This window comes from Paenibacillus sp. FSL R7-0273 (assembly GCF_000758625.1).
GTDB lineage: Bacteria > Bacillota > Bacilli > Paenibacillales > Paenibacillaceae > Paenibacillus_AQ.
In genome coordinates this window covers 6,991,280-7,011,949 of record NZ_CP009283.1, presented here as the reverse complement: position 1 = coordinate 7,011,949, position 20,670 = coordinate 6,991,280, and the positions used below count along the sequence as shown (strand labels likewise).

Below are 20,670 nucleotides of genomic sequence, written 5' to 3'. Positions count from 1 at the left end.
CAATGCCGCAACGCAATAAAACAGTTATACTGCTTACTTTTCTGGTGATCGTCTGGGGCATCAACTGGCCGCTGTCCAAAATCGCCTTAACCTATGCGCCGCCGCTGCTGTTCGCCGGTATCCGTACCGTAATTGCCGGGGTCATCCTGATTATAGCCGCACTGCCCAGATGGAGGCAGCTTGAGTTCCGGCGGCTGTGGCCCGTCTATCTGGCTTCAGCTGTGCTCAGCATTGTCTTTTATTACGGATTCCAGACCATTGGCCTGCAATATGTTCCCTCCGGCCTGTTCTCGGCCATAGTCTTTCTGCAGCCTGTACTGCTGGGCATCTTCGCCTGGATCTGGCTGGGTGAGAGCATGTATGGGCTGAAAATATTCGGCCTGCTGCTTGGCTTCTCCGGGGTAGCAGCGCTTAGCATCGGCGGATTTACCGGCAGCATCTCGGCAGCCGGGGTGCTGCTGGCACTGGCCAGCGCACTGTGCTGGGCCCTCGGTACCGTGTATATGAAACGGAATGCTGCCCGGGTGGATATGCTGTGGCTGACTGCCATGCAGATTATGCTCGGGGGACTGATCCTGCTGGCTGCCGGATCGGTTACAGAGAGCTGGTCGGCAATTACCTGGAGCAGCGCCTTTATTGTAAATACGCTGTTTATCGCCGTATTCGTTATCGCACTCGGCTGGATGGTTTACTTTAAACTCATTAATGAAGGAGAGGCGGGAAAGGTAGGCTCGTATACCTTTCTGATTCCGCTGATTTCAATCGGCTCAAGCGTGCTGATCCTGCATGAGCATGTTACGCTCAACCTGATCGCAGGCATGCTGCTTATCGTCAGCAGTATCCTTCTGGTGAATGTGAAGCTGGGGCGCGGCAGGAGAAAGCGGCCGGCAGGCGGGGAAGAGCTGCACCAAACCGCAGGATAACGTAACTAAATAACTCAGCAAAGTGTGGTCTTACGGGACCACGGTCCTTATTAATAAACAAAGGAGCCTGCAGGCTGCCCTCCGGGGCATTCTGCAGGCTCCTCTCTTATTAGCTCTGATTTCTTAACCGCAGGCTCTGGGCGGTAAATACGCCCGCCTCCGCCGGTTCATCAATTTCTGCGGTATAGCCGCCAATGTGGATGCTGGTGCCCGAGATTTGCCGGGCAGTGACCTTAAGCCCGGCTGTCAGCTGCGTTTTCTCCCCGCCGAAGGACTCGGCCAGCTGCAGGGTGATGGATTGGCCGGCCTCTACCTTGGAGCCGCAGCATACCGACTGCGCCATGAGAAATCCGACATTACCCGCTGCCAGCAGGGTGCTGCCTGCAGCGCTTTCCCCGTGAATATAGAGGCTGCCTCCCGACTGGAGCAGACTGTCCTCTGCCCCGGAAATATCAATCCGCACATTTCCTTCATGCATATGGAATACTCCATCCCGCAGCTCCTCCAGCAAATCCAGAAAAGTTCCGATTATATCATCGTTAATAAATTCGGTGAACTGCCGGGAGTGCAGGAATATCTCCAGCATATGCTTCAGCTGGCCGGTATCCACAGGAGCAGCCGGCCTGTCGCCGGCAAGAAGCCCCTGCAGCCCGCGTATCATGCCTGGAAGATGGGCATATTTGCCCTCCAGGAGGAGCAGCACAACCAGACCGTATTTCACCGGCTGCTGCCGGGAGCGGAGATTCTCCTCCAGCATCCGTGCGGCACTCCTGAGCAGATTAAGCTCTGCTATCAGCTGATCGGGGGACTGGTACAGCCGGTGCTGTCTTGCCCCGCAGTCACCGCAGTAAATATGGCTGTCCGTAACCTTGCCGCGGATGACTATGCTGCCGGTGGCGGCAATGACGGCATGGCGGACGTCGCCCGTTATGTATATGTTTCCTAATGCTTCTATAGTGGAATGCTCACTGATTCCCTGCGGCGCAATGATATCTCCAGCAAAAACAAGCGTCCCGTCAGCAGTTGTAGTACTTTCCGATATAACGTGAGTGTCCGGAAAATCAATCCGCATAGCCGGAGTGTCCCAGCCTGTAAACCGCGGGCGGCCCTCGCGGTTCGCTACAATATCCCCGCCCGGAAGCAGAGAGAAGCAATCGGAGGGGAGAAGGGTGATATCCTCCGGCTGCAGGGGCGGGAGAACACCGCCGAACACATCGTAGCCGGGCATTCCTTCCTGCGGAGGCAGCTTGCGGGCCAATATTTCGCCTGTCCGGACCTGGAAGACTGCGGCTGCGGGACAATCTGCATCAGGCTCCGGACAGTCTGCTCCGCTTGTGCCGGAGGCCTCATTTAAAGAGAGCCGGGCCACAGGCTCAAGCCGGCCGTTTCTTCCCGGCAGCGGAGCTTTACCCATAGCGATACAGACCGGCAGATAGGTCGGGTTATTCAGCTCTGCGTATAAGGCAGGGATATTCAGATTCGGCATGAAATAGCTTTTGGAGAAGTCGGCTACAATCTGATTAACGGTCAGCTTCGAGAGCAGCAGGTTATAGTTCGGTTCAGCCCGGACACAGACCTCAGCCGAGGCGGGGCAATTGACCAGCTTCCAGGCATATTTCTCTACACGGTAAAGGGTAAAATATGCGCTTAGCCCGTCCTCGGATACGGTAATCTGATACTGCGGCTTCTCGCTGATCTCCCAGCTCAGCTGGTCAGCTGGAGTAACCGCGGCTGGCTCGGTTGCTTTAATCCGGTTAATTCTGAGGACAACAGGGTGAATGGCAGAGATGACGGCAGCTTTACCGCCCGGTAAAGGGGGAGTGATAAATATCTGATCATTCTGCACAATAATTCGCCCGTTCTTCTCCTCTTGCCCGGCGGCTCCGCTTGGCTGCCTGGAGGTGAAGGAGGAGGATGCAGGATCAGAGGCACTGAAGGCAGGTACGGCGCTGAACGCATGCCGTGGCTGATCAAGAGTGTGGTGCGGCATAGTTATAACCTCGCTTTTTTCGATTATCAGAAACCGGCAGCCTGGCAGCCATAAATGCGGAGCACGCATCCTTAGGCCCATTGCTTTGCGTCCTGCCCTTTCGGACAGTTTGCCCTTATACATGAGACCATGATAAACATTCAGTATGAGGTCCTTTATTCGACCACGCTCGACAGAGAAGAATTTATTACTGGTACTATAGTACTGAATTTTAGAGGTTGCTGCAAATAAACTTAATTCTAATACTTGTGCAGCGGGTTATCAACTGTAAATTTGTCTAAAAATCACAGCCGGAGTAGGGTGTAATAGCAGACCGTGGGGCTTTATCTCCAATAGATACCGGGACACAACAAAAAACTCTCCCCGGCTTACAGCTTGTGGGAGAGTTTTTTGTTGACAAGGGGGAGGCTGCTGGCAGCCTTGCTTCTCGCCGGCAGGGGGCTGGCAGAAACAGCGACATAACCGGCTTGTTCAATAACATCCAGTACCCGGTTCAAATGGGAGAATACAGCGCCCAGATCGCGGATTGCTGTAAGTGGACAGTGCCCCTGCAGCTCCGAGAACCAGGACAGCTGAAGCTCCCGGGCCTCCTGCAGGCATTCCGGAAGCGGGCGTCCGGCTTCAGCGTCTGACAGCACCTTGGCCCCGTACAGGGCGATGCAGTCGGCGGTAGCTGCCATAACCTCGTTCATCCGGTCGGCAGCGGCATAATGTGCAGGCAGCAGGGAGAGCTCTTCGGCAATCTCCTGGACATAAAAGTGAACCTTCTGCAGATGTGCAGTAGCCTTGGCCAGCCCGTTCATCTCGTTGCGGCAGGGATAATGCGACAGAGTGTACAGCAGCTCCTTCTGCAGGCTGCTGCTCTTTGCCAGCAGTCCCGCAGAGCGCTTCAGCGTGTCACCGGCCGGTTCCCCGGTTCTGCGTCCTGCAGCGAGTCCGCTGAGCGAATCAGCGAGCAGCAGGCTGCCTTCGAGGGCCAGGCCCTTTACCTTGGCGAAGCCTTTGGGAGGAACAATAATCATATTAATCAGCAGGGCAATTAATACCCCGATCAGAGTCTCGGCTAATCTCCATACAACATACTGATCATGGTAAAAGGTAAGCGCGAGCACTGACGTTACCCCGACCTGGGAAACGGCCTGAACATTAATCCGGCAGGCGGTCGCAATACCGATGCCGAGCAGCAGGATCAGCAGAAGCGAGACGATGCCAATGTCCAGGAAGCGGCCCACGATCAGGCTCACCGCTCCGCCAAGCACAATGCCGAGCAGCCGGTAGCAGCCCTTTTCCAGTGAGGCTTTGACTGTGCCCTGTGTAATCAGAATGGCGGCCAGCGGTGCGAAGTATAAATACTCGTCGCCGTACAGGCCATGGACAGCCAGCCAGGACAGGGAGGCAGCCAGTGTAATCCGTATCATATATAGGGATAATCCGAATTTTTCAAGGCGGTCTTGTAACCCCTCGTTCATCTCAGTCATCTTCTTTCGTAAAAAGAGAAATTTGCAGGCTGTTTTCAGCCGCTTTCATTATAGCATCTCAGGCCGGGCGTGCAGGCGCTATATTTTACGAACTTGTTAAGTTTACGGCTGAGTTTTTACAATGTACGTTATCGCATATATGGGATTCATCCGATATGCTATATAATATGAAATGTTGTCGAAGCAGGGGCGGAATTGTCGGTGCGGGCGGAGCTTCGCCGGAGGACGCCGATTGCGCCCTGTGAGATGAGGGTAAAATAGGTTGTATTACATAAGGTAAGGAGGTTGTTAGCTATAGCTACCCCGGAAGGCACTATTATTTCTTTTGACCAGGTTACTAAGCAGTATGATGATGAGGAGGCCGTGTTAAAAGGCGTCAGCTTCGAAATCGAACGCGGCAAATTCTATACACTGCTGGGCCCGTCGGGCTGCGGCAAGACCACTATTCTGCGTCTGATCGCCGGCTTTGCCGAGCCGACCGAAGGCTCCATTTATCTGAACGGTAAAATGATCAACCACATTCCCGCCAACGAGCGGCAGGTTAATACTGTATTTCAGGACTATGCCCTGTTTCCGCATCTGAACGTGTTCGAGAATGTGGCCTTTGGACTGCGGATTAAGAAGCTCAAAAAGGATGTAATTACGCAAAAGGTTCAGGAAGCGCTGCGCTTCGTTAACCTTGTCGGCTATGACCAGCGTGCGATTAATGAAATGTCCGGCGGCCAGAGACAGCGGGTGGCGATTGCCCGTGCGATCGTCAATGAGCCGCAGGTGCTGCTGCTGGACGAGCCTTTGTCCGCGCTTGATCTGAAGCTGCGTACTGAAATGCAGTATATCCTGCGGGAAATGCAGCAGCGGCTCGGAATTACATTTATCTTTGTCACGCATGACCAGGAGGAAGCGCTGGCGATGTCGGACTGGATCTTTGTCATGAACAAAGGAAAAATCGAGCAGAGCGGCACACCAAACGATATCTACGATGAGCCGATCAACCGCTTCGTTGCCGACTTCATCGGGGAGTCGAATATTGTACCGGGTGTTATGATCGAGGATTATCTGGTGGAATTTAATGGCCACCGGTTTGAATGTCTGGATGCCGGGCTGCGGCCGAATGAAGCAGTGGAGATTGTCATCCGTCCGGAGGATCTGGAAATTTCCACGCTGGAGCAGGGCAAGCTGAAGGTGCGCGTAGATTCCCAGCTGTTCCGCGGCGTGCATTATGAAATCAGCTGCTACGATGAATCCGGCCACGAATGGCTGGTCCACTCTACCCGTAAGGCGGAGGTAGGCAGCGAGATCGGGCTTTATTTTGACCCGGAAGCGATTCATGTTATGCGCTTCGGCGAAACGGAGGAAGAATTCGACAGACGTCTGGAAGCTTACGGCGAGGTAGAGAGCCATGACCAATAAGGGCCGGTCGTATTATCTCATCCCTTATTACTTATGGATCGCCTTGTTCGTCATCGCACCGGTGCTGCTGATTATCTATTATTCCCTGTTTGATCTGGACGGGAAGCTTACACTGGATAATTACGTGAACTTCTTTACACCGGTATATATGAAAATGATGCTGAACTCCTTCTGGTATGCGTTCCTGATCACAGCGTTCTCGCTGCTCGTTGCGTATCCTGCAGCTTATCTGCTGACCCGCACGAAGCACAAGCAGCTGTGGCTGCTGCTGATTATCCTGCCTACCTGGATCAATCTGCTGCTGAAGACGTATGCGTTCATCGGTATTTTTGGCACCTTCGGGCCGGTTAACAGCCTGTTTGATGTCCTGGGCATCGGGGAGCAGCAGATTTTGTTCACCGGTTTCAGCTTTGTGTTTGTATCGGTGTATATCTTCATTCCATTTATGATTCTGCCGATCTTCAGTGCCCTCGAGGAGCTGAATCTGTCACTTGTAGACGCTGCCCGCGATCTCGGCGCCTCCGGGTGGACAACGTTCCGCCGGGTTATTTTTCCGCTGACAATCTCCGGGGTGCGCTCCGGCTGTATGGCGGTATTCATTCCGGCGCTGTCGCTGTTTATGATTACGCGTCTCATCGCCGGTAACCGGGTGATTACGCTTGGCACTGCCATTGAACAGCATTTTCTCGTTACGCAGGACTGGGGCATGGGCTCGACCGTTGCCGTATTCCTGATTGTCATTATGGCGCTGTTCATGCTTCTGACCGGCAGCTCGCGGAAAGGGGTGCGGCATGAAAAATAAAAACGGTCTCGCCAATATCTATCTGGTGCTGGTCTTCGTTGTCCTGTACGCACCGATTTTCTATCTAATGTATTATTCGTTCAACAGCGGCGGGACGATGCATAAGTTCGAGGGCTTTACGCTCGATCACTACCGGGAGGTGGTGCAGGATACGCGCCTGATCATTATTGTGATCAATACGCTCGTTATCGCGCTGCTCTCCTCATCCATCGCCACTGTTATTGCGGTCATAGGTGCATTAGCTATTCACCGCAGCCGCAGACGGCGCTCGAAGAACGCTTTGCTTTCGCTGAATAATGTCCTGATTGTCAGTCCGGACGTTATTATCGGGGCTTCCTTTCTGATCCTGTTCACGATTGCCGGCATTCAGCTCGGCTTCACCTCGGTGCTGCTCTCCCATGTGGCGTTCAGCATCCCGATTGCCGTGCTGATGATTCTGCCGCATCTGCAGGAGATGAGCCCGACGCTGACCGATGCCGCCCGCGACCTCGGGGCAAGCCGGATGAGTGTGCTGACCAAAGTGATTCTGCCAATCATTAAGCCGGGGATTTTCAGCGGATTCTTCATGGCGCTGACCTATTCGCTGGATGACTTTGCGGTAACGTTCTTCGTCACAGGGAACGGCTATGCTACGCTCCCTGTCGAAATCTATTCCCGGGCCCGGCAAGGGGTATCGCTGTCGATCAATGCGCTGTCGACCCTGATTTTCCTCTTTACCATTCTGCTGGTTATCGGCTACTACTTCCTGAACCAGCGTAAGAGCAAGCCGGCCGCTGCTGTAGCGGAGCCTGTGGCGGAAGCGGGGGTGCCGAGATGAAGCAGCTGGTAAATGCTTTTCTGGCGATTCTGCTGGTTGCCTTCGGCCTGATGTTCCTGGCCTCGCGCCTGAACTCGGCGGAAGGATATACCGGGGGGAATACGCTGACGATTTACAACTGGGGCGATTATGTGGATCCTGAGCTGCTGGAGCAGTTCCAGGAGGAGACGGGAATCACGGTCATTTACCAGACCTTTGATTCCAATGAAGCGATGCTGACCAAGGTGGAGCAGGGCGGAACGGTCTTCGATGTGGTAATCCCATCCGACTATGCCATCGCCAAGATGCGCGAGGAGAATCTGCTGCTGCCGCTAGATCACAGCCTGATCCCGAATCTGGCCAACATCGATTCCCGGTTCATGGACTTGTCCTTCGACCCGGGCAACGTGTACTCTGTGCCGTATTTCTGGGGAACGGTAGGTATTATCTTCAACCCTGATCTGACCGGGGATATTGATTTCAGCAGCTGGAATTCCCTGTGGGACAGCAGGCTGCATAATGATATTTTCCTGCTGGACGGAGCACGTGAGGTCATGGGCATGGCGCTGAACAGTATGCACTACTCGGTCAACGATACCGACGAGACGCACCTGCAGGAGGCGCTGTCCAAGCTGAACAAGCTCTCGCCTAACGTGAAGGCGATCGTCGGTGACGAGATCAAGATGCTGCTCGCCAATGAAGAAGCAGCTGCCGGAATCGTCTGGTCCGGCGATGCCTCAGAGATTATGGATGAGAACGACAAGCTTGATTATGTAGTCCCTGAGGAAGGGTCGAACAAATGGTTCGACAACATGGTCATTCCGAAGACGGCAGCCAATGTAGAGGGGGCGCACCAGTTCATCGACTTCATGCTCCGGCCTGAGGTCGCTGCCCAGAACGCCGAATACGTGGGGTATTCCACCCCGAACGTTCCCGGACTGGCACTGCTGCCGGAGGACATCTCCGGCGACGAACGCTTCTACCCGCCCGCCGAAATCACCGACCGCCTGGAGGTCTACGACAACCTCGGCAAGCGAATGCTCGCCCATTACAACGAGCTGTTCCTGAAGTTTAAGATGAACAAGAAATAAGGACTGGATCAACAGGCGCCTGATCGCGGTATAACCGCGGTTGGGCGCCTGTTTTGGGTAGGCGGGACTGGGAGCTGGGGGGGGAACCCCGGAAGCCCGGAAGCCCGGAAGCCCGGAAGCCCGGAAGCCCGGAAGCCCGGAAGCCCGGAAGCCCGGAAGCCCGGAAGCCCGGAAGCCCGGAAGCCCGGAAGCCCGGAAGCCTGGAAGCCTGGAAGCCTGGAAGCCCGGAAGCCCGGAAGCCTGGAAGCCTGGAAGCCTGGAAACCTGGAAACCTGGAAACCTGGAAACCTGGAAACCTGGAAACCTGGAAACCTGGAAGCCCGGAAGCCTGGAAGCCCATACCCCGTACCCCCGTATCCCCTCCCTCCCATTGCTTATTTAGTTGGAAAAAGTTCACTTAATTAGCCAGTAAACAGCTCTCTGAAGAGATTAGTTGGAAAAAGTACATCTAATCTAGCCGTATAAGCAAGAAAGATGGAAAGTAGCCGGATTAGGTTGCTTTTTTCAAACTAATTGTCCAAAAATCGCAAAAAGCAGAAAAATAGATTACCTTTTTACACTTAATGCTCCCCAGTGGAGGGTGATGCGGCGCCGAAAGTAGTGTGTTAAAGAATGTGTGCTCCACGTGAGCCGGATGATTGTGATGTTGTTGAAGCCTCGCTATCTAGATAGTGGCAGTCAGCTGGGCAGAAGGATTAGTTGGAAAAAGGTCACTTAAATAGCCAGTAAACAGCTCTCTGAAGAGATTAGTTGGAAAAAGTACATCTAAACTAGCCTTATAAGCAAGAAAGAGAGGAAGTAGCCGGATTAGGTTGCTTTTTTCAAACTAATTGTCCAGAAATCGCAAAAAGCAGAAAAATAGATTACCTTTTTACACTTAATGCTCCCCAGTGGAGGGTGATGCGGCGCCGAAAGTAGTGTTATGGATGTGTGCGCTCCCCTGTGGAGGGTGATGCGGCGCCGAAGGTAGTGTGTTAATGGATGTGCGCTCCACGTGAGCCGGCTCTGGTGTGATGTTGATGGAACTTCGCTATCTAGATAGTGGCAGTCAGCTGGGCAAAAGGATTAGTTGGAAAAAGGTCACTTAAATAGCCAGTAAACAGCTCTCTGAAGAGATTAGTTGGAAAAAGTACATCTAATCCGGCCGTAAATGCCAGAAAGAGAGGAAGTAGCCGGATTAGGTTGCTTTTTTCAAACTAATTGTCCAGAAATCGCAAGAAGCAGAAAAATAGATTACCTTTTTACACTTAATGCTCCCCTGTGGAGGGTGATGCGGCGCGAAGGAGTGTGTTAATGGATGTGCGCTCCACGTGAGCCGGCTCTGGTGTGATGTTGATGGAACTTCGCTATCTAGATAGTGGCAGTCAGCTGGGTAGAAGGATTAGTTGGAAAAAGGTCACTTAAATAGCCAGTAAACAGCACTCTGAAGAGATTAGGTGGAAAAAGTGGATCTATTCTAGCCGAATACGCTGGAAATAGGGAAAGTAGCCGGATTAGATTGCTTTTTTCAAACTAATTGTCCAGAAATCGCAAAAAGCAGAAAAATAGAGTACCTTTTTACACTTAATGCTCTCCTGTGGAGGGTGATGCGGTGCCGAAAGTAGTGTGTTAATGGATGTCTGCTCCACGGGAGCCGGCTCTGGTGTGATGTCGATGAAACTTCGCTATCTAGATAGTGGCAGTCAGCTGGGCAGAAGGATTAGTTGGAAAAAGGTCACTTAATTAGCCAGTAAACAGCTCTCTGAAGAGATTAGTTGGAAAAAGTACATCTAATCAAGCCGTATAAGCAAGAAGGATGGGAAGTAGCCGGAATAGGTTGCTTTTTTCAAACTAATTGTCCAGAAATCGCAAAAAGCAGAAAAATAGATTACCTTTTTACACTTAATGCTCCCCTGTGGAGGGTGATGCGGTACCTAAACTAGTGTGTTAATGGATGTCTGCTCCACGTGAGCCGGTTAGTTAAAGTAATCCAGAACGCCATGGGCCAGCTCGTAACGGACCACCCGCTCCTGATTGCCTCTGCTGGAAGGGAGCAGCCAGCCTTTATCGCAGAGACTGCGCAGTGTGCGGACTGCAGATTTGTAATTTACGTCGAAATGCTGCTCAACGTCCCGGGGGCGGATGCTTCCGGTCAGCTGGATGGCGAGGCGGAGGGTCTCCTGCTCCATAAGCTGCAGACGTGAGGCGGGAGCATCAGTAGTCTGATATCTGCCCAGGAACATCTGGAGCAAGGTCATGCATAGCTCGGGATGCTGATCGACATCATCATACGCAAAGGAGATAACGCGGTACCCCATCGCCTGCAAAAAGGTTTCGCGGTTAAGCTCGTTACAGTATTTAACGCGGTCCATGTCACGCACATGGGATGCATAGCCCTTGATCTCGATGAGCAGCTTGATGTAACCGGGAAGCCAGGCGAAGTCGGCAAAATAAGATCGGCCGCGCCAGTCCGTTACCTCATATTCAGGATGCAGCTTGGAAAAATCGCCTCTCAGCGGCCACCACACATTGCGCAGAAACAGCATTTCCGCATGCTGATGTCCCCGTTCCAGCCGGCCCCGCCGCTCTCCTGAGGGCCTTTCAGCCAGATGGTTCCCGATAAATTGCCGGTGTGCGTCTTCAAATAACAATAAGCTCACTCTCCCCGTATAAATAGAAAACGTCCCGGCTCCCCCAAAAAGGGTTAAGCCGGGACGTTCTTCGTCTCGTTGCAGTCAGTATAAGCTAATTTGCAGCTTTTGGAAAGGATAAAGCGGATAAATACAGGAATTATTTGATACCGAGCCTCATCCGGTAGCTGATCATGACTGGCAGAGTACGGCCGTTGAAATAGGCTTCGACTGCAGCGGTAAAATCGGCGATACCCTCGTTCAGCAGGGTGGACCCCAGCTTAAGTACGGTTTGCAGCCCGCCCTGGCTGAGCATCAGACCAACATAGCGCGCTGCGTCGCAGGCCTCGGTATTATGGAAGACAATCTCCCGGGCAAAGGTAAAGCGGCCGCTGCCCTGAATTCGCGCCAGATGCCCTTCCTTGTCCCATTTATGAGCGCGTTCGCCCTCAGGCTGAAGCTCAGCCAGCAAACTGTCGGCGGAGGTAATAAGGCGGTTGTATCTGTTCTCGATATCGGCCTGCAGGACCAGCGGCCAGTCACAGTCGTAAGCCGCAAAAACACCGCCGGGACGCAGACAACGGGCAATCTCCTGCAGGGTGCCGGACGGCTCCATCCAGTGAAAGGACTGTGAGCAGGTGATGATGTCGACGCTGCCGGCCTCAAATGGCAGCTCGGTGGAGTAGCCTTGCTGAAAAGAAACGGACTGTATGCTGCTGTCCAGCTCCAGCTTCTCTATGGCCTTACCGAGCATGTCGGGATTGGGCTCAATGCCGACTACAGCATCTGCGGCGTCCCTCCAGAGAAACGTGGATAATCCCGTTCCGCAGCCGATGTCGGCGACGGTGGAGGGCTTTCCGCCCAGATAATTGCTTAATAAGCTTACTATAATTGGCGGAGCCTCCGGACGGTAACGGTCGTATTCATTTTGAAAGCCTAAGAAACGGTCAATATTCTGCTTGCTGTTGCCGGCAGGAATCATTAAATCCTCTCCTATCGATAATGAATACATGAATTAAAGACTGTTAGATCAGGCGGTGCACATGAGCCGGTTCTGCAAAAGGGTACTGCAAAATAGTGCAGTAACCGGTGCGGATAGGCAGTGCAGACAGGCTTATCTGCGGACTGCGCATTAGGCTGGCTGCAGATTAACGCAGCAGCTCCGGAGCAACCGCAGGTACAAGCCCTTCGGCAGCTGCGCGGTTCAGCAAGGCAGAGATCGCGGCATAGCCTTCCTCGCCGAGGTCCATGGAGAACCCGTTTACATACAGGTCGATATGCGACTTGGCCACCTCGGGCGATAACTCCTGGGCATGGCTGAGTACAAATTCGCGGCAGCCGCTGTCAGCAGGATGATCCCAGGCGAACTGCAGCGAGCTTCTGATCCAGCCGGCAATGGCTTCGTCATCAAGATCGCGCCGGGCAATGATTGCTCCCAGCGGAATTGGCAGTCCGGTATCGCCTTCCCACCAGCTGCCGAGATCGGTCAGCAGGTTCAGGCCGTAGGAGCTGTAGGTGAAGCGGGCTTCGTGAATAACAAGTCCGGCATCAATCCGCCCGTCCCGGACTGCCGGCATGATCTCATCAAACGGCATGACGACAATCTCGCCGGGACCGCCCGGCACCTGCTGTGCGGCCCATAGCCGGAACAGGAGATAAGCCGTGGAGCGTTCGCTCGGTACGGCTATGCGGCGGCCGGACAGGTCCTCCGGCCGGCGGATCGTACCCTGGCCTCCGGCTGTGAGCACCAGCGGGCCGCAGCCGCGGCCGAGTGCGCCGCCGCAGGGCAGCAGCTTGTACCGGTCGAGCACCCAGGGGAGGGCGGCGTAGGAGATTTTGAGCACTTCGGGTCCGGTGCCGTCGGCGGCCAGCCCGTTGGTAATATCAATATCCGCAAAGGTCACGTTCAGCTTAGGTGCGCCCGGCACCAGCCCGTGCGCCAGAGCGTAGAACACAAAGGTGTCGTTCGGACATGGGGAAAAAGCAATGTTCAACTGATCTGTTGTTGCTGGCATTACAGCACCTCCAATAGTATAGCGGCGGCTGCCGCTAGCGCGTCCAGCGCTGCAGGGATTTGCCACGCGGCCCGGTCGCGCGGGCCGACCGGGTTCGAGATCGCGCGCAGCTCCAGCGCCGCGATCCCGAACCGCTGGGCGGCCACGGCGACCCCGTGGCCTTCCATCGCCTCCGCGACGGCACCGGGATGCCGCGCGGCAAGGGCGGCGGCCGTTCCGGCGGTGCCGGTCGCCGTCGATACGGTCAGCACAGGACCTGTGCTGACCGTAAGGCCGGCCGCTGCAAGCGCGGCCGCAAGGGCCAGGGCCGTGCCGTGCGCCGCCGGCACGGTGTTGCTGCCGAAGCCGAGCTCGGCAGCGCTGCGGAAGCCCTCCGGCGTCTCGGCCCCGAGGTCGGCGGCAATCATCTCGCTGGCGACGGCCAGCGACCCTAAGGGCGCCAGCCCGGGGAACCCGCCGCCGATCCCGGCGCTGATGACGCAGCCGTAGGCACCGGCTGCAAGGGCGGCGGCCGTGCCGGCCGCTGCCGCGGCGGTGCCGGCGCCCGCCGCAATGACCTCGAACCTGGTGCTGCCGCCCAGGCCGCGCAGGACCGCTTCGCGCTCAGCCTCGACTGCCGTCACGATCAGCACGCGCGGCGCAGGGGGTTGTCCTGCCGCTGCCTGGCCTGCGGCAGTTCCGGAATGGGATTGAATAGATCTGTTCAAAAAGAGGACTCCTTCCATATAAGCGAAATAAGCAAATAAGAGGTATGGGCAATTTCCGGTTATTTAATGTATAGGTACAGCGGGCTTCAGGCTCCGGTCTGCAGCAGCCTGCACATCACTGCCGTTTCCAAAAGGATACGCCGTTTTGAAAGGCAGGTCAAACGAGTCTGTTTTATTTTGCAGCAGGCTGTTGACAATAAGAAGTAGATGGGTTATATTTATCTCAACTTAAAGATAATTAACTTAAAGATAAGCGGGCTGGAGTGATCGACCTCCGGGCGGCTGGCAGCATGAACAGATTGGAGGTGTACATGATGAGCGATTACAATGAACTTATAAGCCGTACAACCGGCACTGCTGACCTGGATCAGGCGGCCTCACTGAAGCTGTTCGTTGTGTTATCCAAAGCCTATAAGAGCCTGATGGATCACGCGGTGAAGGATATGAAGAGCCACGGCCTGGCATCGGCTGAATTTATGGTGCTGGAGGTACTGTACCACCGGACACGGATTCCGCTGCAGCAGATTGGCGAGAAGATTCTCGTAACCAGCGGGAGCATTACCTATAACATCGACAAGCTGGAGAAGCGCGGGCTTTTGAAGCGTGTACCCTGTGATGAGGACCGCCGGGTGACTTATGCCGAGATTACGGAGGCGGGCCGCGAGCTGTTTGACGATATTTTTCCCAAGCATGTTGCCTCCATTCACGGTCTGATGGGCGGGCTTAACGAGGAGGAGAAGCGGCAGACAACGGAGCTGCTCAAAAAGCTTGGCAAAGGCGTGTAGAAGGATCAAGCCTCTAACGGGGAACGGTCTTATTAAAGCTTTTGCCGGGCAGCCCTGATTATATAAAAAGAGATAAGCAAAAATTTTTTATCATATATCTTAAGGTTAAGATAATTAAATCGAAGAGAATGGAGCGTGTTTAATATGGTTAGTGTAGGATTATTGTTACTTAGATTGGTAATTGGTGTTGCTTTTATCGGGCATGGTGCGCAAAAGCTGTTTGGCTGGTTCGGAGGATACGGTCCCAAAGGAACGGGCGGCTGGATGGAATCGATCGGTATTAAACCTGGGGTAGCAATGGCAGTGGCAGCCGGAATCATGGAGCTGGCTGGCGGGATTATGTTCGCAGCAGGTCTGCTGACCCCGGTGGCGGCAGTGCTGATTGCAGCTACAATGCTCGGTGCGATTATTAAGGTTCATGCGCCGAACGGATTCTGGTCAACCGCTAACGGCATTGAGTTTCCGCTGACAGTATTGGTAGTTGCAGTAGCCGTTGCGTTAACCGGGCCGGGGGCGATTTCGCTGGATGCACTCTTTTTTAACTAAAAACTAACCTATAAGGAGCTGGATATAATGACACTTCAAACCGCTGGAATTCACCATATTACCGCTTTTGTCAGGGATGCGCAGCAGAACGCTGATTTTTATGCCGGAATTCTTGGACTGAGACTTGTAAAAAAGACGATTAATTTCGATGTGCCTGAGGTCTACCATCTCTATTTCGGGGATGAGCAGGGCTCCCCGGGTACCATTATCACCTTCTTCCCCTGGGCAACCGGACGCAAAGGCAGAATCGGCGGCGGCCAGGTTGGAGTAACCACCTATGCTGTGCCGGCCGGCTCACTCGGCTTTTGGGAGCAGCGGCTGGCTGATTACCGGATCCCGGTGACCAAGGTAACGCGGATTGCGGAATCGTATCTCTCGTTCGCGGATTATGACGGCCTGCGGATTGAGCTGGTGGAACGGGAGGAGGGTGCACTCAGCACCTGGTCCTTCGGGGGTGTGCCTGCCGGGCATGCGATTAAGGGCTTTGGCGGGGCTGTGCTCTACAGCACCAATCCTGAACGGACAGCCGATACGCTGACCCGCACGCTTGGCCTTGAGCAGATTGCCGAGGGCGACGGTTATATCCGTTACCGTTCCTCCGCAGACATCGGCAACATTATTGACCTGAAAAGTACCCCGGTGCCGCAAGGCGGCGGAGGCACAGGCACCGTGCATCATATCGCCTGGCGTGCCAAGGATGATGCCGAGCAGCTTCAATGGGGGAATATCGTGCAGCGCCACGGCTATCAGCCGACCCCGGTGCAGGACCGCCAGTATTTTAATGCGATTTACTTCCGCGAGGAGGGCGGCATCCTGTTCGAGATTGCGACCGATCCTCCGGGCTTTGCCCGGGACGAGGAAGCTGATAAGCTGGGTGAAAAGCTGATGCTGCCGGCGTGGTTTGAGCCAAACCGTGCGGTAATTGAAGCGAAGCTGAGTCCATTCGAGATCCGTGAAGTGGAGGTGAACCGGGTATGATTCATATTTTTAAAAAAGGTACAGATGCCAGCCAGCCAACTTTAGTCTTATTCCACGGTACGGGGGGCAATGAGCACGATCTGCTTCCGCTGGCGGAGATGCTGTCTCCCGGCTCTTCGGTGCTGGGCATCCGCGGGAATGTGCTGGAGAATGGAATGCCGCGCTACTTCCGGCGGCTTGCCGAGGGGGTATTCGATGAGGAGGACCTCATCTTCCGTACCCATGAAGTGAAGCAGTTCCTGGACAGCGCTGCGGAGCAGTACGGCTTTGACAGCAGCAAGCTTGTAGCAGTCGGCTACTCCAACGGAGCCAATATCGCCGGCAGCCTGCTGTTCCACTACGGGCCTGTTTTCCGCTCCGCAGTGCTGCTGCATCCGATGGTTCCGCTGCGGGGGCTTGACCTGCCTTCCCTTGCAGACACTGCAGTCTTCATCGGCGCCGGCACCAATGACCCGCTGATCCGGGCTGAAGAGACCCGGGAGCTGGAGCAGCTGCTGCAGGGAGCAGGGGCTGAGGTTGCCACCCACTGGGGCAATCAGGGCCACCGCCTGAGCACAGCCGAGGTCGAAGCAGCCAGAAGCTGGCTGGGGCAGCAGGGCAAGGGCAACTAAGCTCGGGTGAGCAGGATGCTTGCGTAGAATGCTGCGGTGCAGCACCAGTAGTTCCAGTAACACTAGTAACACCAGTAACATATTGCTTATGACACAACTGCCTGCGGGGCCGCCGACATGAGGATTTGAGACTCATGGGAGCTCCTGCGGGCGGTTTTTGCATATGGGATCTTTGAATGAAAAGCCTGAGTAACCCCGCTACCGAAGCCCCCAAAGGGAATTTTCCCACTAACAGAGCACAATTAGCCCATCGCTGCTGCCAGTAAGGGGATTTTTCCCACTAACGGAGCACAATTAGCCCACGGCCGCTGCCAATAAGGGGATTTTTCCCACTAACAGAGCACAATTAGCCCACGGCCGCCGCCAATAAGGGGAATTTTCCTACTAACGGAGCATATTTAGCCCACGGCCGCTGCCAGTAAGGGTATTTTTCCCACTAACGGAGCATATTTAGCCCACGGCCGCTGCCAATAAGGGGATTTTTCCCACTAACAGAGCACAATTAGCCCACGGCCGCCGCCAATAAGGGGATTTTTCCCCTAACGTAGCACATTCAGCCCACTCCTCCAACTTCCCCAGCCTGCTATAGGCATACCCGCAAGGTCGGTCCCGCTGCTCCTCTTTCTGGACCCGTACCTGAGCATGAACATCCCCCGGTAGCATTTTGCCCAAGACTCTGCTATGATTTTAATCGTAACAATTACTATTAAATTAAAATCAGACTGTAAGTCTAAGGAGCATACTATAAAGTGAACAGCAGCAAAAAAAACAACAGCCAAGCCCGGCTGCCCCGGGCCAAAGGCCTTGATATGGCGAGTGTGTACACGCCGAAGGAATGCGCACGGAAGGCGAAGCACATTGTGCTGAGCAGACAGAACCGTAAGATCGTGGATGAATTCATTACGATTCTCGGCATGAAGGAGCGGTTTGCCGCGGCTGACGTGCCCCTGCCCAATAAGCTGGTGATGTTCGGCCCTCCCGGCACGGGCAAAACGCTGACAGCCTTTCACCTGGCCCGCCAGTTGGACCTGCCGCTGGTGCTGGTCCGTCTGGATACGGTGATTCACAGCCATTTAGGGGAGACGGCCAGCAATGTGCGGAAGGTTTTTGACTATGCTGCCGGGGTGCCGTGCGTGCTGTTTCTCGATGAGTTTGATGTGCTGGGGCGGATGCGTGACTCCGGGGATGAGGTGAAGGAAATGGCCCGTGTCGTGAATACGCTGCTGCAGTGTCTCGATGAATTCGCCGGGGATAGTGTGTTCATTGCCGCAACGAATCTGGAGGAGGAGCTGGATCCGGCGGTGTGGCGGCGCTTTGACACAAGAATGACATACTCTGCTCCTGATGAGGAGGGCAGGCGGGAATATGTCGGTCTGCTGCTCAGCGGTGAGCAGGATACGCCCGGGCTGGCGGAGAAGACAACGGAGCTGCTGGCCGGCTGCAGCTTTGCCGATATCGAACAAATGGTGCTGAAGGCCAGACGCAAGGCGATTATAGGAGATGCTGCATTGGATTACGGCCTGATCCGTGAAGCTTACGGTGAATACAATCTCGTCAGGGTAAAATAAGCGTTCGTGAGAACCGGCAGGAGGATATGACATACAGTGTAATTTCCCTAAGACCCCCTCGAGGGTCTTTTTTGCGGATTTTGTGTGGCAGGCAGGGTTCGGCTCGTGCGCTTCCCGGAAAATAGCATTGAACACTCCGGCTCTCATCAGTTAGTATGAAGATTACTAAAAACAGGCCGTAAAGGCTGCTGCAGAAAGGTTGGCGTCACTGTAACATGATTAGAGAAAAAATGGATGGCCGCATGCTTGCGGCAGAAGGCCCCTCCCGCAGCCAGCGGCTGCAGCTGGCTGTTATTCTGGGTGCGATTGCTACAATCGGCCCGTTGTCAATCGACATGTATCTGCCGGCGCTGCCGGAGCTGGCCCGGCATTTCGAAACCAGTGCAGCGCTGGTGCAGCTTAGTCTGACCTTCTTTCTGCTGGGGCTGGCCTCAGGGCAGCTGGTAGCCGGACCGCTTAGCGATGTGCACGGACGCCGGGGTCCGCTGCTGATCGGCATGCTGATTTATACCATAGCCTCCCTGCTGTGCGCCTTCAGCCCGTCCATCGGCATGCTGATTGTGCTGCGTTTTATCCAGGGGCTGGCCGGCTCGGTGGGCGTGGTTATCTCCCGGGCTGCGGTCCGTGACCTGTACAGCGGCTCGGAATTAACCAAATTCTTTTCACTCCTGATGATTGTGAACGGGCTTGGGCCGATTCTTGCGCCGATTATCGGCGGGCAGCTGCTGAGAGTAACGACCTGGCAGGGCGTGTTCGTGGTGCTGTTTGCAGCGGGGCTGCTTTTTTGTGCAATGATTGTGCTGCGCCTCCCGGAGACACTGCCTAAGGAACGCCGTGTAAAAAGCGGCCTGAAGGGCACGCTTCTGACCTTCCGCAGCTTGCTCCGCAACGGACGGTTTATGGGCTATGCGCTGTCCCAGAGCTTTGTAATGGCGGCGATGTTCGCCTATATTTCCGGGTCTTCCTTTGTGCTGCAGAATATGTTCGGAGTATCACCGCAGATGTACAGCCTGATCTTTGCCGTGAACGGCCTCGGCATTATTGTTACCGGTCAGATTGCCGGCAGATTATCCGGGAAATACGGTGAGCGTAAGCTGCTGGCCAGCGGCCTGCTGCTCTGTGCGCTGGGCGGGGCTCTGCTGCTGATTGCAGTTCTTGCCGGTGCGGGTCTATGGCCGATTCTTATCTGCCTGCTGGCTGTTGTCTCCAGCGTCGGGATGATCAGCACAACGACCTTCTCGCTGGCTATGCAGGATCAGGCGGAGACGGCCGGCAGTGCATCGGCGCTGCTTGGACTGCTTCCGCTGCTGATGGGCGGCTGTGTCGCTCCACTGGTCGGCCTCGGCGGTGAAGGGACGGCGGTGCCGATGGCTGTTGTCATCGCCTCGGCCGGCCTTTTGTCGGTCCTGTCGTATCTTCTGCTCTGCAGAGGCGGCAGGGGAGGGCGGCGATGAGCCGTAAGGATTTTACCGTACTGCTGCTGCTGGCCTTTGCCTGGGGCGCATCGTTTCTGTTTATGCGGATTGCCTCGCCTGAGCTTGGACCGGTGTTTACGACCGAGCTCCGTGTAGCGCTGGCTGCAGCGGCTCTGCTGCTGTATGCCAGGATAACCGGCCGGCAGCTGGGGCTGCTCCGGCACTGGAAGCCCTTCCTGCTGCTCGGCGCCCTGAACGCCGCACTGCCGTTCACGCTGATCTGCATGGCCGAGCTGGAGCTGAATGCTTCACTGGCAGCGATTCTTAATGCCACTACCCCGATGTTTGCAGCGCTTGCCGCCTGGGGCATCAAGAATGAGAAGCCCGGTCTGTCCAAAACGGCCGGGCTGATTATCGGCCTTGCCGGCGTAGCCGTGCTGGTCGGCTGGAGTCCGGTGCCGCTTGCCGGCAAAACGCTGCTATCCGTGCTCTATTCGCTCGGCGCTGCGCTGGCCTACGGCTTCGGCGGCTTGTACGCCGCGCGTGTCGGACGCGGACTGGCACCGCTGACGCTGGCTGCCGGCCAGCAGCTTGGGGCCGCGATCGTGCTGCTTCCGCTGGCGGTCATCTTTGCCCCGCGGCAGCTGCCGTCCGCTGCTGCCGTCTACTCCGTCCTCGGCCTTTCCCTCGTCTGTACGGCTGTTGCCTACCTGCTGTATTTTTACCTGATCCAGAGTGTGGGTGCGGTAAAGACGGTCAGCGTTACCTTTCTGGTGCCGGTGTTCGGGCTGATGTGGGGCGCCATTTTTCTGAAGGAGCCTATTTATGTGAACACACTGGCAGGACTTGTGATCATTCTGCTGGGTGTCATGCTGATTAACCGTAAATCCCGGCCGGCTGCGGCTCCGGATATAGAGAGAAGGGCGTAGCCGCCCGCTCAGCCTCC

Annotated in this window: 18 protein-coding genes and 1 riboswitch; of the genes, 12 read left to right on the top strand and 6 right to left on the bottom strand. The window is 55.2% G+C overall.

The features are described from left to right. The first annotated feature begins 2 nt into the window (after window positions 1–2). Complete coding sequence (locus R70723_RS30135) at window positions 3–923, top strand: DMT family transporter (RefSeq protein WP_039877798.1); 921 nt, start codon at window positions 3–5, stop codon at window positions 921–923. 109 nt (window positions 924–1,032) lie between these two features. On the opposite strand, the gene R70723_RS32470 is transcribed toward R70723_RS30135, so the two are convergent. After that, the gene (locus R70723_RS32470; protein WP_063837777.1) at window positions 1,033–2,913 is read right to left on the bottom strand and encodes a flagellar assembly protein A; all 1,881 of its coding nucleotides are present in this window, start codon (window positions 2,911–2,913) and stop codon (window positions 1,033–1,035) included. A gap of 32 nt (window positions 2,914–2,945) precedes the next feature. Beyond that, a riboswitch (cyclic di-GMP riboswitch) is annotated at window positions 2,946–3,037 on the bottom strand. Between the two features lie 244 nt (window positions 3,038–3,281). Further along, on the bottom strand, window positions 3,282–4,382 hold the full coding sequence (locus R70723_RS30120) for an FUSC family protein (RefSeq protein ID WP_039877795.1): 1,101 nt from the start codon (window positions 4,380–4,382) through the stop codon (window positions 3,282–3,284). Between the two features lie 294 nt (window positions 4,383–4,676). On the opposite strand from R70723_RS30120, the gene R70723_RS30115 reads away from it, so the two are divergent. From R70723_RS30115 to R70723_RS30100, 4 genes are read left to right on the top strand one after another with little or no spacing between them, the layout of a single operon-like run. Then, complete coding sequence (locus R70723_RS30115; RefSeq protein WP_179088106.1) at window positions 4,677–5,801, top strand: ABC transporter ATP-binding protein; 1,125 nt, start codon at window positions 4,677–4,679, stop codon at window positions 5,799–5,801. Next, complete coding sequence (locus R70723_RS30110) at window positions 5,791–6,603, top strand: ABC transporter permease (protein WP_039877793.1); 813 nt, start codon at window positions 5,791–5,793, stop codon at window positions 6,601–6,603. Before R70723_RS30115 ends, R70723_RS30110 begins: the two co-directional genes overlap by 11 nt. Continuing rightward, window positions 6,593–7,420, top strand: coding sequence for an ABC transporter permease (locus R70723_RS30105; protein ID WP_039877792.1), 828 nt, complete (start codon window positions 6,593–6,595; stop codon window positions 7,418–7,420). The genes R70723_RS30110 and R70723_RS30105 overlap by 11 nt, the downstream gene beginning before the upstream one ends. Continuing rightward, window positions 7,417–8,490 (top strand): ABC transporter substrate-binding protein, encoded by a 1,074-nt coding sequence (locus R70723_RS30100; protein ID WP_039877789.1) that lies wholly within the window; start codon window positions 7,417–7,419, stop codon window positions 8,488–8,490. The genes R70723_RS30105 and R70723_RS30100 overlap by 4 nt, the downstream gene beginning before the upstream one ends. 1,955 nt (window positions 8,491–10,445) lie before the next feature. On the opposite strand, the gene R70723_RS30090 is transcribed toward R70723_RS30100, so the two are convergent. From R70723_RS30090 to R70723_RS30075, 4 genes are all read right to left on the bottom strand, one after another. Next, a complete protein-coding gene (locus R70723_RS30090; RefSeq protein ID WP_305954259.1) occupies window positions 10,446–11,129 on the bottom strand; it encodes a DUF559 domain-containing protein in 684 nt (227 codons plus the stop codon). 130 nt (window positions 11,130–11,259) lie between these two features. Then, window positions 11,260–12,081 (bottom strand): class I SAM-dependent methyltransferase, encoded by an 822-nt coding sequence (locus tag R70723_RS30085; protein ID WP_039877784.1) that lies wholly within the window; start codon window positions 12,079–12,081, stop codon window positions 11,260–11,262. A gap of 166 nt (window positions 12,082–12,247) precedes the next feature. Next, window positions 12,248–13,093 carry a 1,4-dihydroxy-6-naphtoate synthase gene (locus tag R70723_RS30080; RefSeq protein ID WP_039879490.1) on the bottom strand — a complete coding sequence of 282 codons (846 nt, stop codon included), beginning with the start codon at window positions 13,091–13,093 and terminating at the stop codon, window positions 12,248–12,250. A gap of 20 nt (window positions 13,094–13,113) precedes the next feature. Beyond that, window positions 13,114–13,839: a futalosine hydrolase gene (locus R70723_RS30075; protein WP_047171274.1), complete on the bottom strand. Its 726-nt coding sequence runs from the start codon at window positions 13,837–13,839 to the stop codon at window positions 13,114–13,116. A gap of 296 nt (window positions 13,840–14,135) precedes the next feature. On the opposite strand from R70723_RS30075, the gene R70723_RS30070 reads away from it, so the two are divergent. From R70723_RS30070 to R70723_RS30040, 7 genes are all read left to right on the top strand, one after another. Next, window positions 14,136–14,606 (top strand): MarR family winged helix-turn-helix transcriptional regulator, encoded by a 471-nt coding sequence (locus R70723_RS30070; protein ID WP_081957528.1) that lies wholly within the window; start codon window positions 14,136–14,138, stop codon window positions 14,604–14,606. Window positions 14,607–14,750: 144 nt separating this feature from the next. Beyond that, window positions 14,751–15,152, top strand: a complete 402-nt coding sequence (locus R70723_RS30065; protein WP_039877782.1) for a DoxX family protein — start codon at window positions 14,751–14,753, stop codon at window positions 15,150–15,152. A 27-nt stretch (window positions 15,153–15,179) separates the two neighbouring features. Next, window positions 15,180–16,130, top strand: a complete 951-nt coding sequence (locus R70723_RS30060; RefSeq protein WP_039877780.1) for a ring-cleaving dioxygenase — start codon at window positions 15,180–15,182, stop codon at window positions 16,128–16,130. Next, complete coding sequence (locus R70723_RS30055; protein ID WP_039877779.1) at window positions 16,127–16,741, top strand: alpha/beta hydrolase; 615 nt, start codon at window positions 16,127–16,129, stop codon at window positions 16,739–16,741. The genes R70723_RS30060 and R70723_RS30055 overlap by 4 nt, the downstream gene beginning before the upstream one ends. 749 nt (window positions 16,742–17,490) lie before the next feature. Then, the gene (locus tag R70723_RS30050) at window positions 17,491–18,309 is read left to right on the top strand and encodes an AAA family ATPase (protein ID WP_039877777.1); all 819 of its coding nucleotides are present in this window, start codon (window positions 17,491–17,493) and stop codon (window positions 18,307–18,309) included. A 215-nt stretch (window positions 18,310–18,524) separates the two neighbouring features. Then, window positions 18,525–19,763 (top strand): Bcr/CflA family multidrug efflux MFS transporter, encoded by a 1,239-nt coding sequence (locus R70723_RS30045; RefSeq protein WP_231574798.1) that lies wholly within the window; start codon window positions 18,525–18,527, stop codon window positions 19,761–19,763. Further along, window positions 19,760–20,653, top strand: coding sequence for a DMT family transporter (locus R70723_RS30040; protein ID WP_047171272.1), 894 nt, complete (start codon window positions 19,760–19,762; stop codon window positions 20,651–20,653). The genes R70723_RS30045 and R70723_RS30040 overlap by 4 nt, the downstream gene beginning before the upstream one ends. The last annotated feature ends 17 nt before the right edge of the window (window positions 20,654–20,670 follow it).

What these genes read in the sequence shown, in the direction of transcription:
- R70723_RS30075 (WP_047171274.1), bottom strand. Translation starts at nt 13,839, where the DNA reads ATGGAAGGAGTCCTCTTTTTGAACAGATCTATTCAATCCCATTCCGGA.
- R70723_RS30055 (WP_039877779.1), top strand. Translation starts at nt 16,127, where the DNA reads ATGATTCATATTTTTAAAAAAGGTACAGATGCCAGCCAGCCAACTTTA.
- R70723_RS30110 (WP_039877793.1), top strand. Translation starts at nt 5,791, where the DNA reads ATGACCAATAAGGGCCGGTCGTATTATCTCATCCCTTATTACTTATGG.
- R70723_RS32470 (WP_063837777.1), bottom strand. Translation starts at nt 2,913, where the DNA reads ATGCCGCACCACACTCTTGATCAGCCACGGCATGCGTTCAGCGCCGTA.
- R70723_RS30060 (WP_039877780.1), top strand. Translation starts at nt 15,180, where the DNA reads ATGACACTTCAAACCGCTGGAATTCACCATATTACCGCTTTTGTCAGG.
- R70723_RS30135 (WP_039877798.1), top strand. Translation starts at nt 3, where the DNA reads ATGCCGCAACGCAATAAAACAGTTATACTGCTTACTTTTCTGGTGATC.
- R70723_RS30105 (WP_039877792.1), top strand. Translation starts at nt 6,593, where the DNA reads ATGAAAAATAAAAACGGTCTCGCCAATATCTATCTGGTGCTGGTCTTC.
- R70723_RS30045 (WP_231574798.1), top strand. Translation starts at nt 18,525, where the DNA reads ATGATTAGAGAAAAAATGGATGGCCGCATGCTTGCGGCAGAAGGCCCC.
- R70723_RS30100 (WP_039877789.1), top strand. Translation starts at nt 7,417, where the DNA reads ATGAAGCAGCTGGTAAATGCTTTTCTGGCGATTCTGCTGGTTGCCTTC.
- R70723_RS30120 (WP_039877795.1), bottom strand. Translation starts at nt 4,382, where the DNA reads ATGAACGAGGGGTTACAAGACCGCCTTGAAAAATTCGGATTATCCCTA.
- R70723_RS30040 (WP_047171272.1), top strand. Translation starts at nt 19,760, where the DNA reads ATGAGCCGTAAGGATTTTACCGTACTGCTGCTGCTGGCCTTTGCCTGG.
- R70723_RS30085 (WP_039877784.1), bottom strand. Translation starts at nt 12,081, where the DNA reads ATGATTCCTGCCGGCAACAGCAAGCAGAATATTGACCGTTTCTTAGGC.
- R70723_RS30070 (WP_081957528.1), top strand. Translation starts at nt 14,136, where the DNA reads ATGAGCGATTACAATGAACTTATAAGCCGTACAACCGGCACTGCTGAC.
- R70723_RS30065 (WP_039877782.1), top strand. Translation starts at nt 14,751, where the DNA reads ATGGTTAGTGTAGGATTATTGTTACTTAGATTGGTAATTGGTGTTGCT.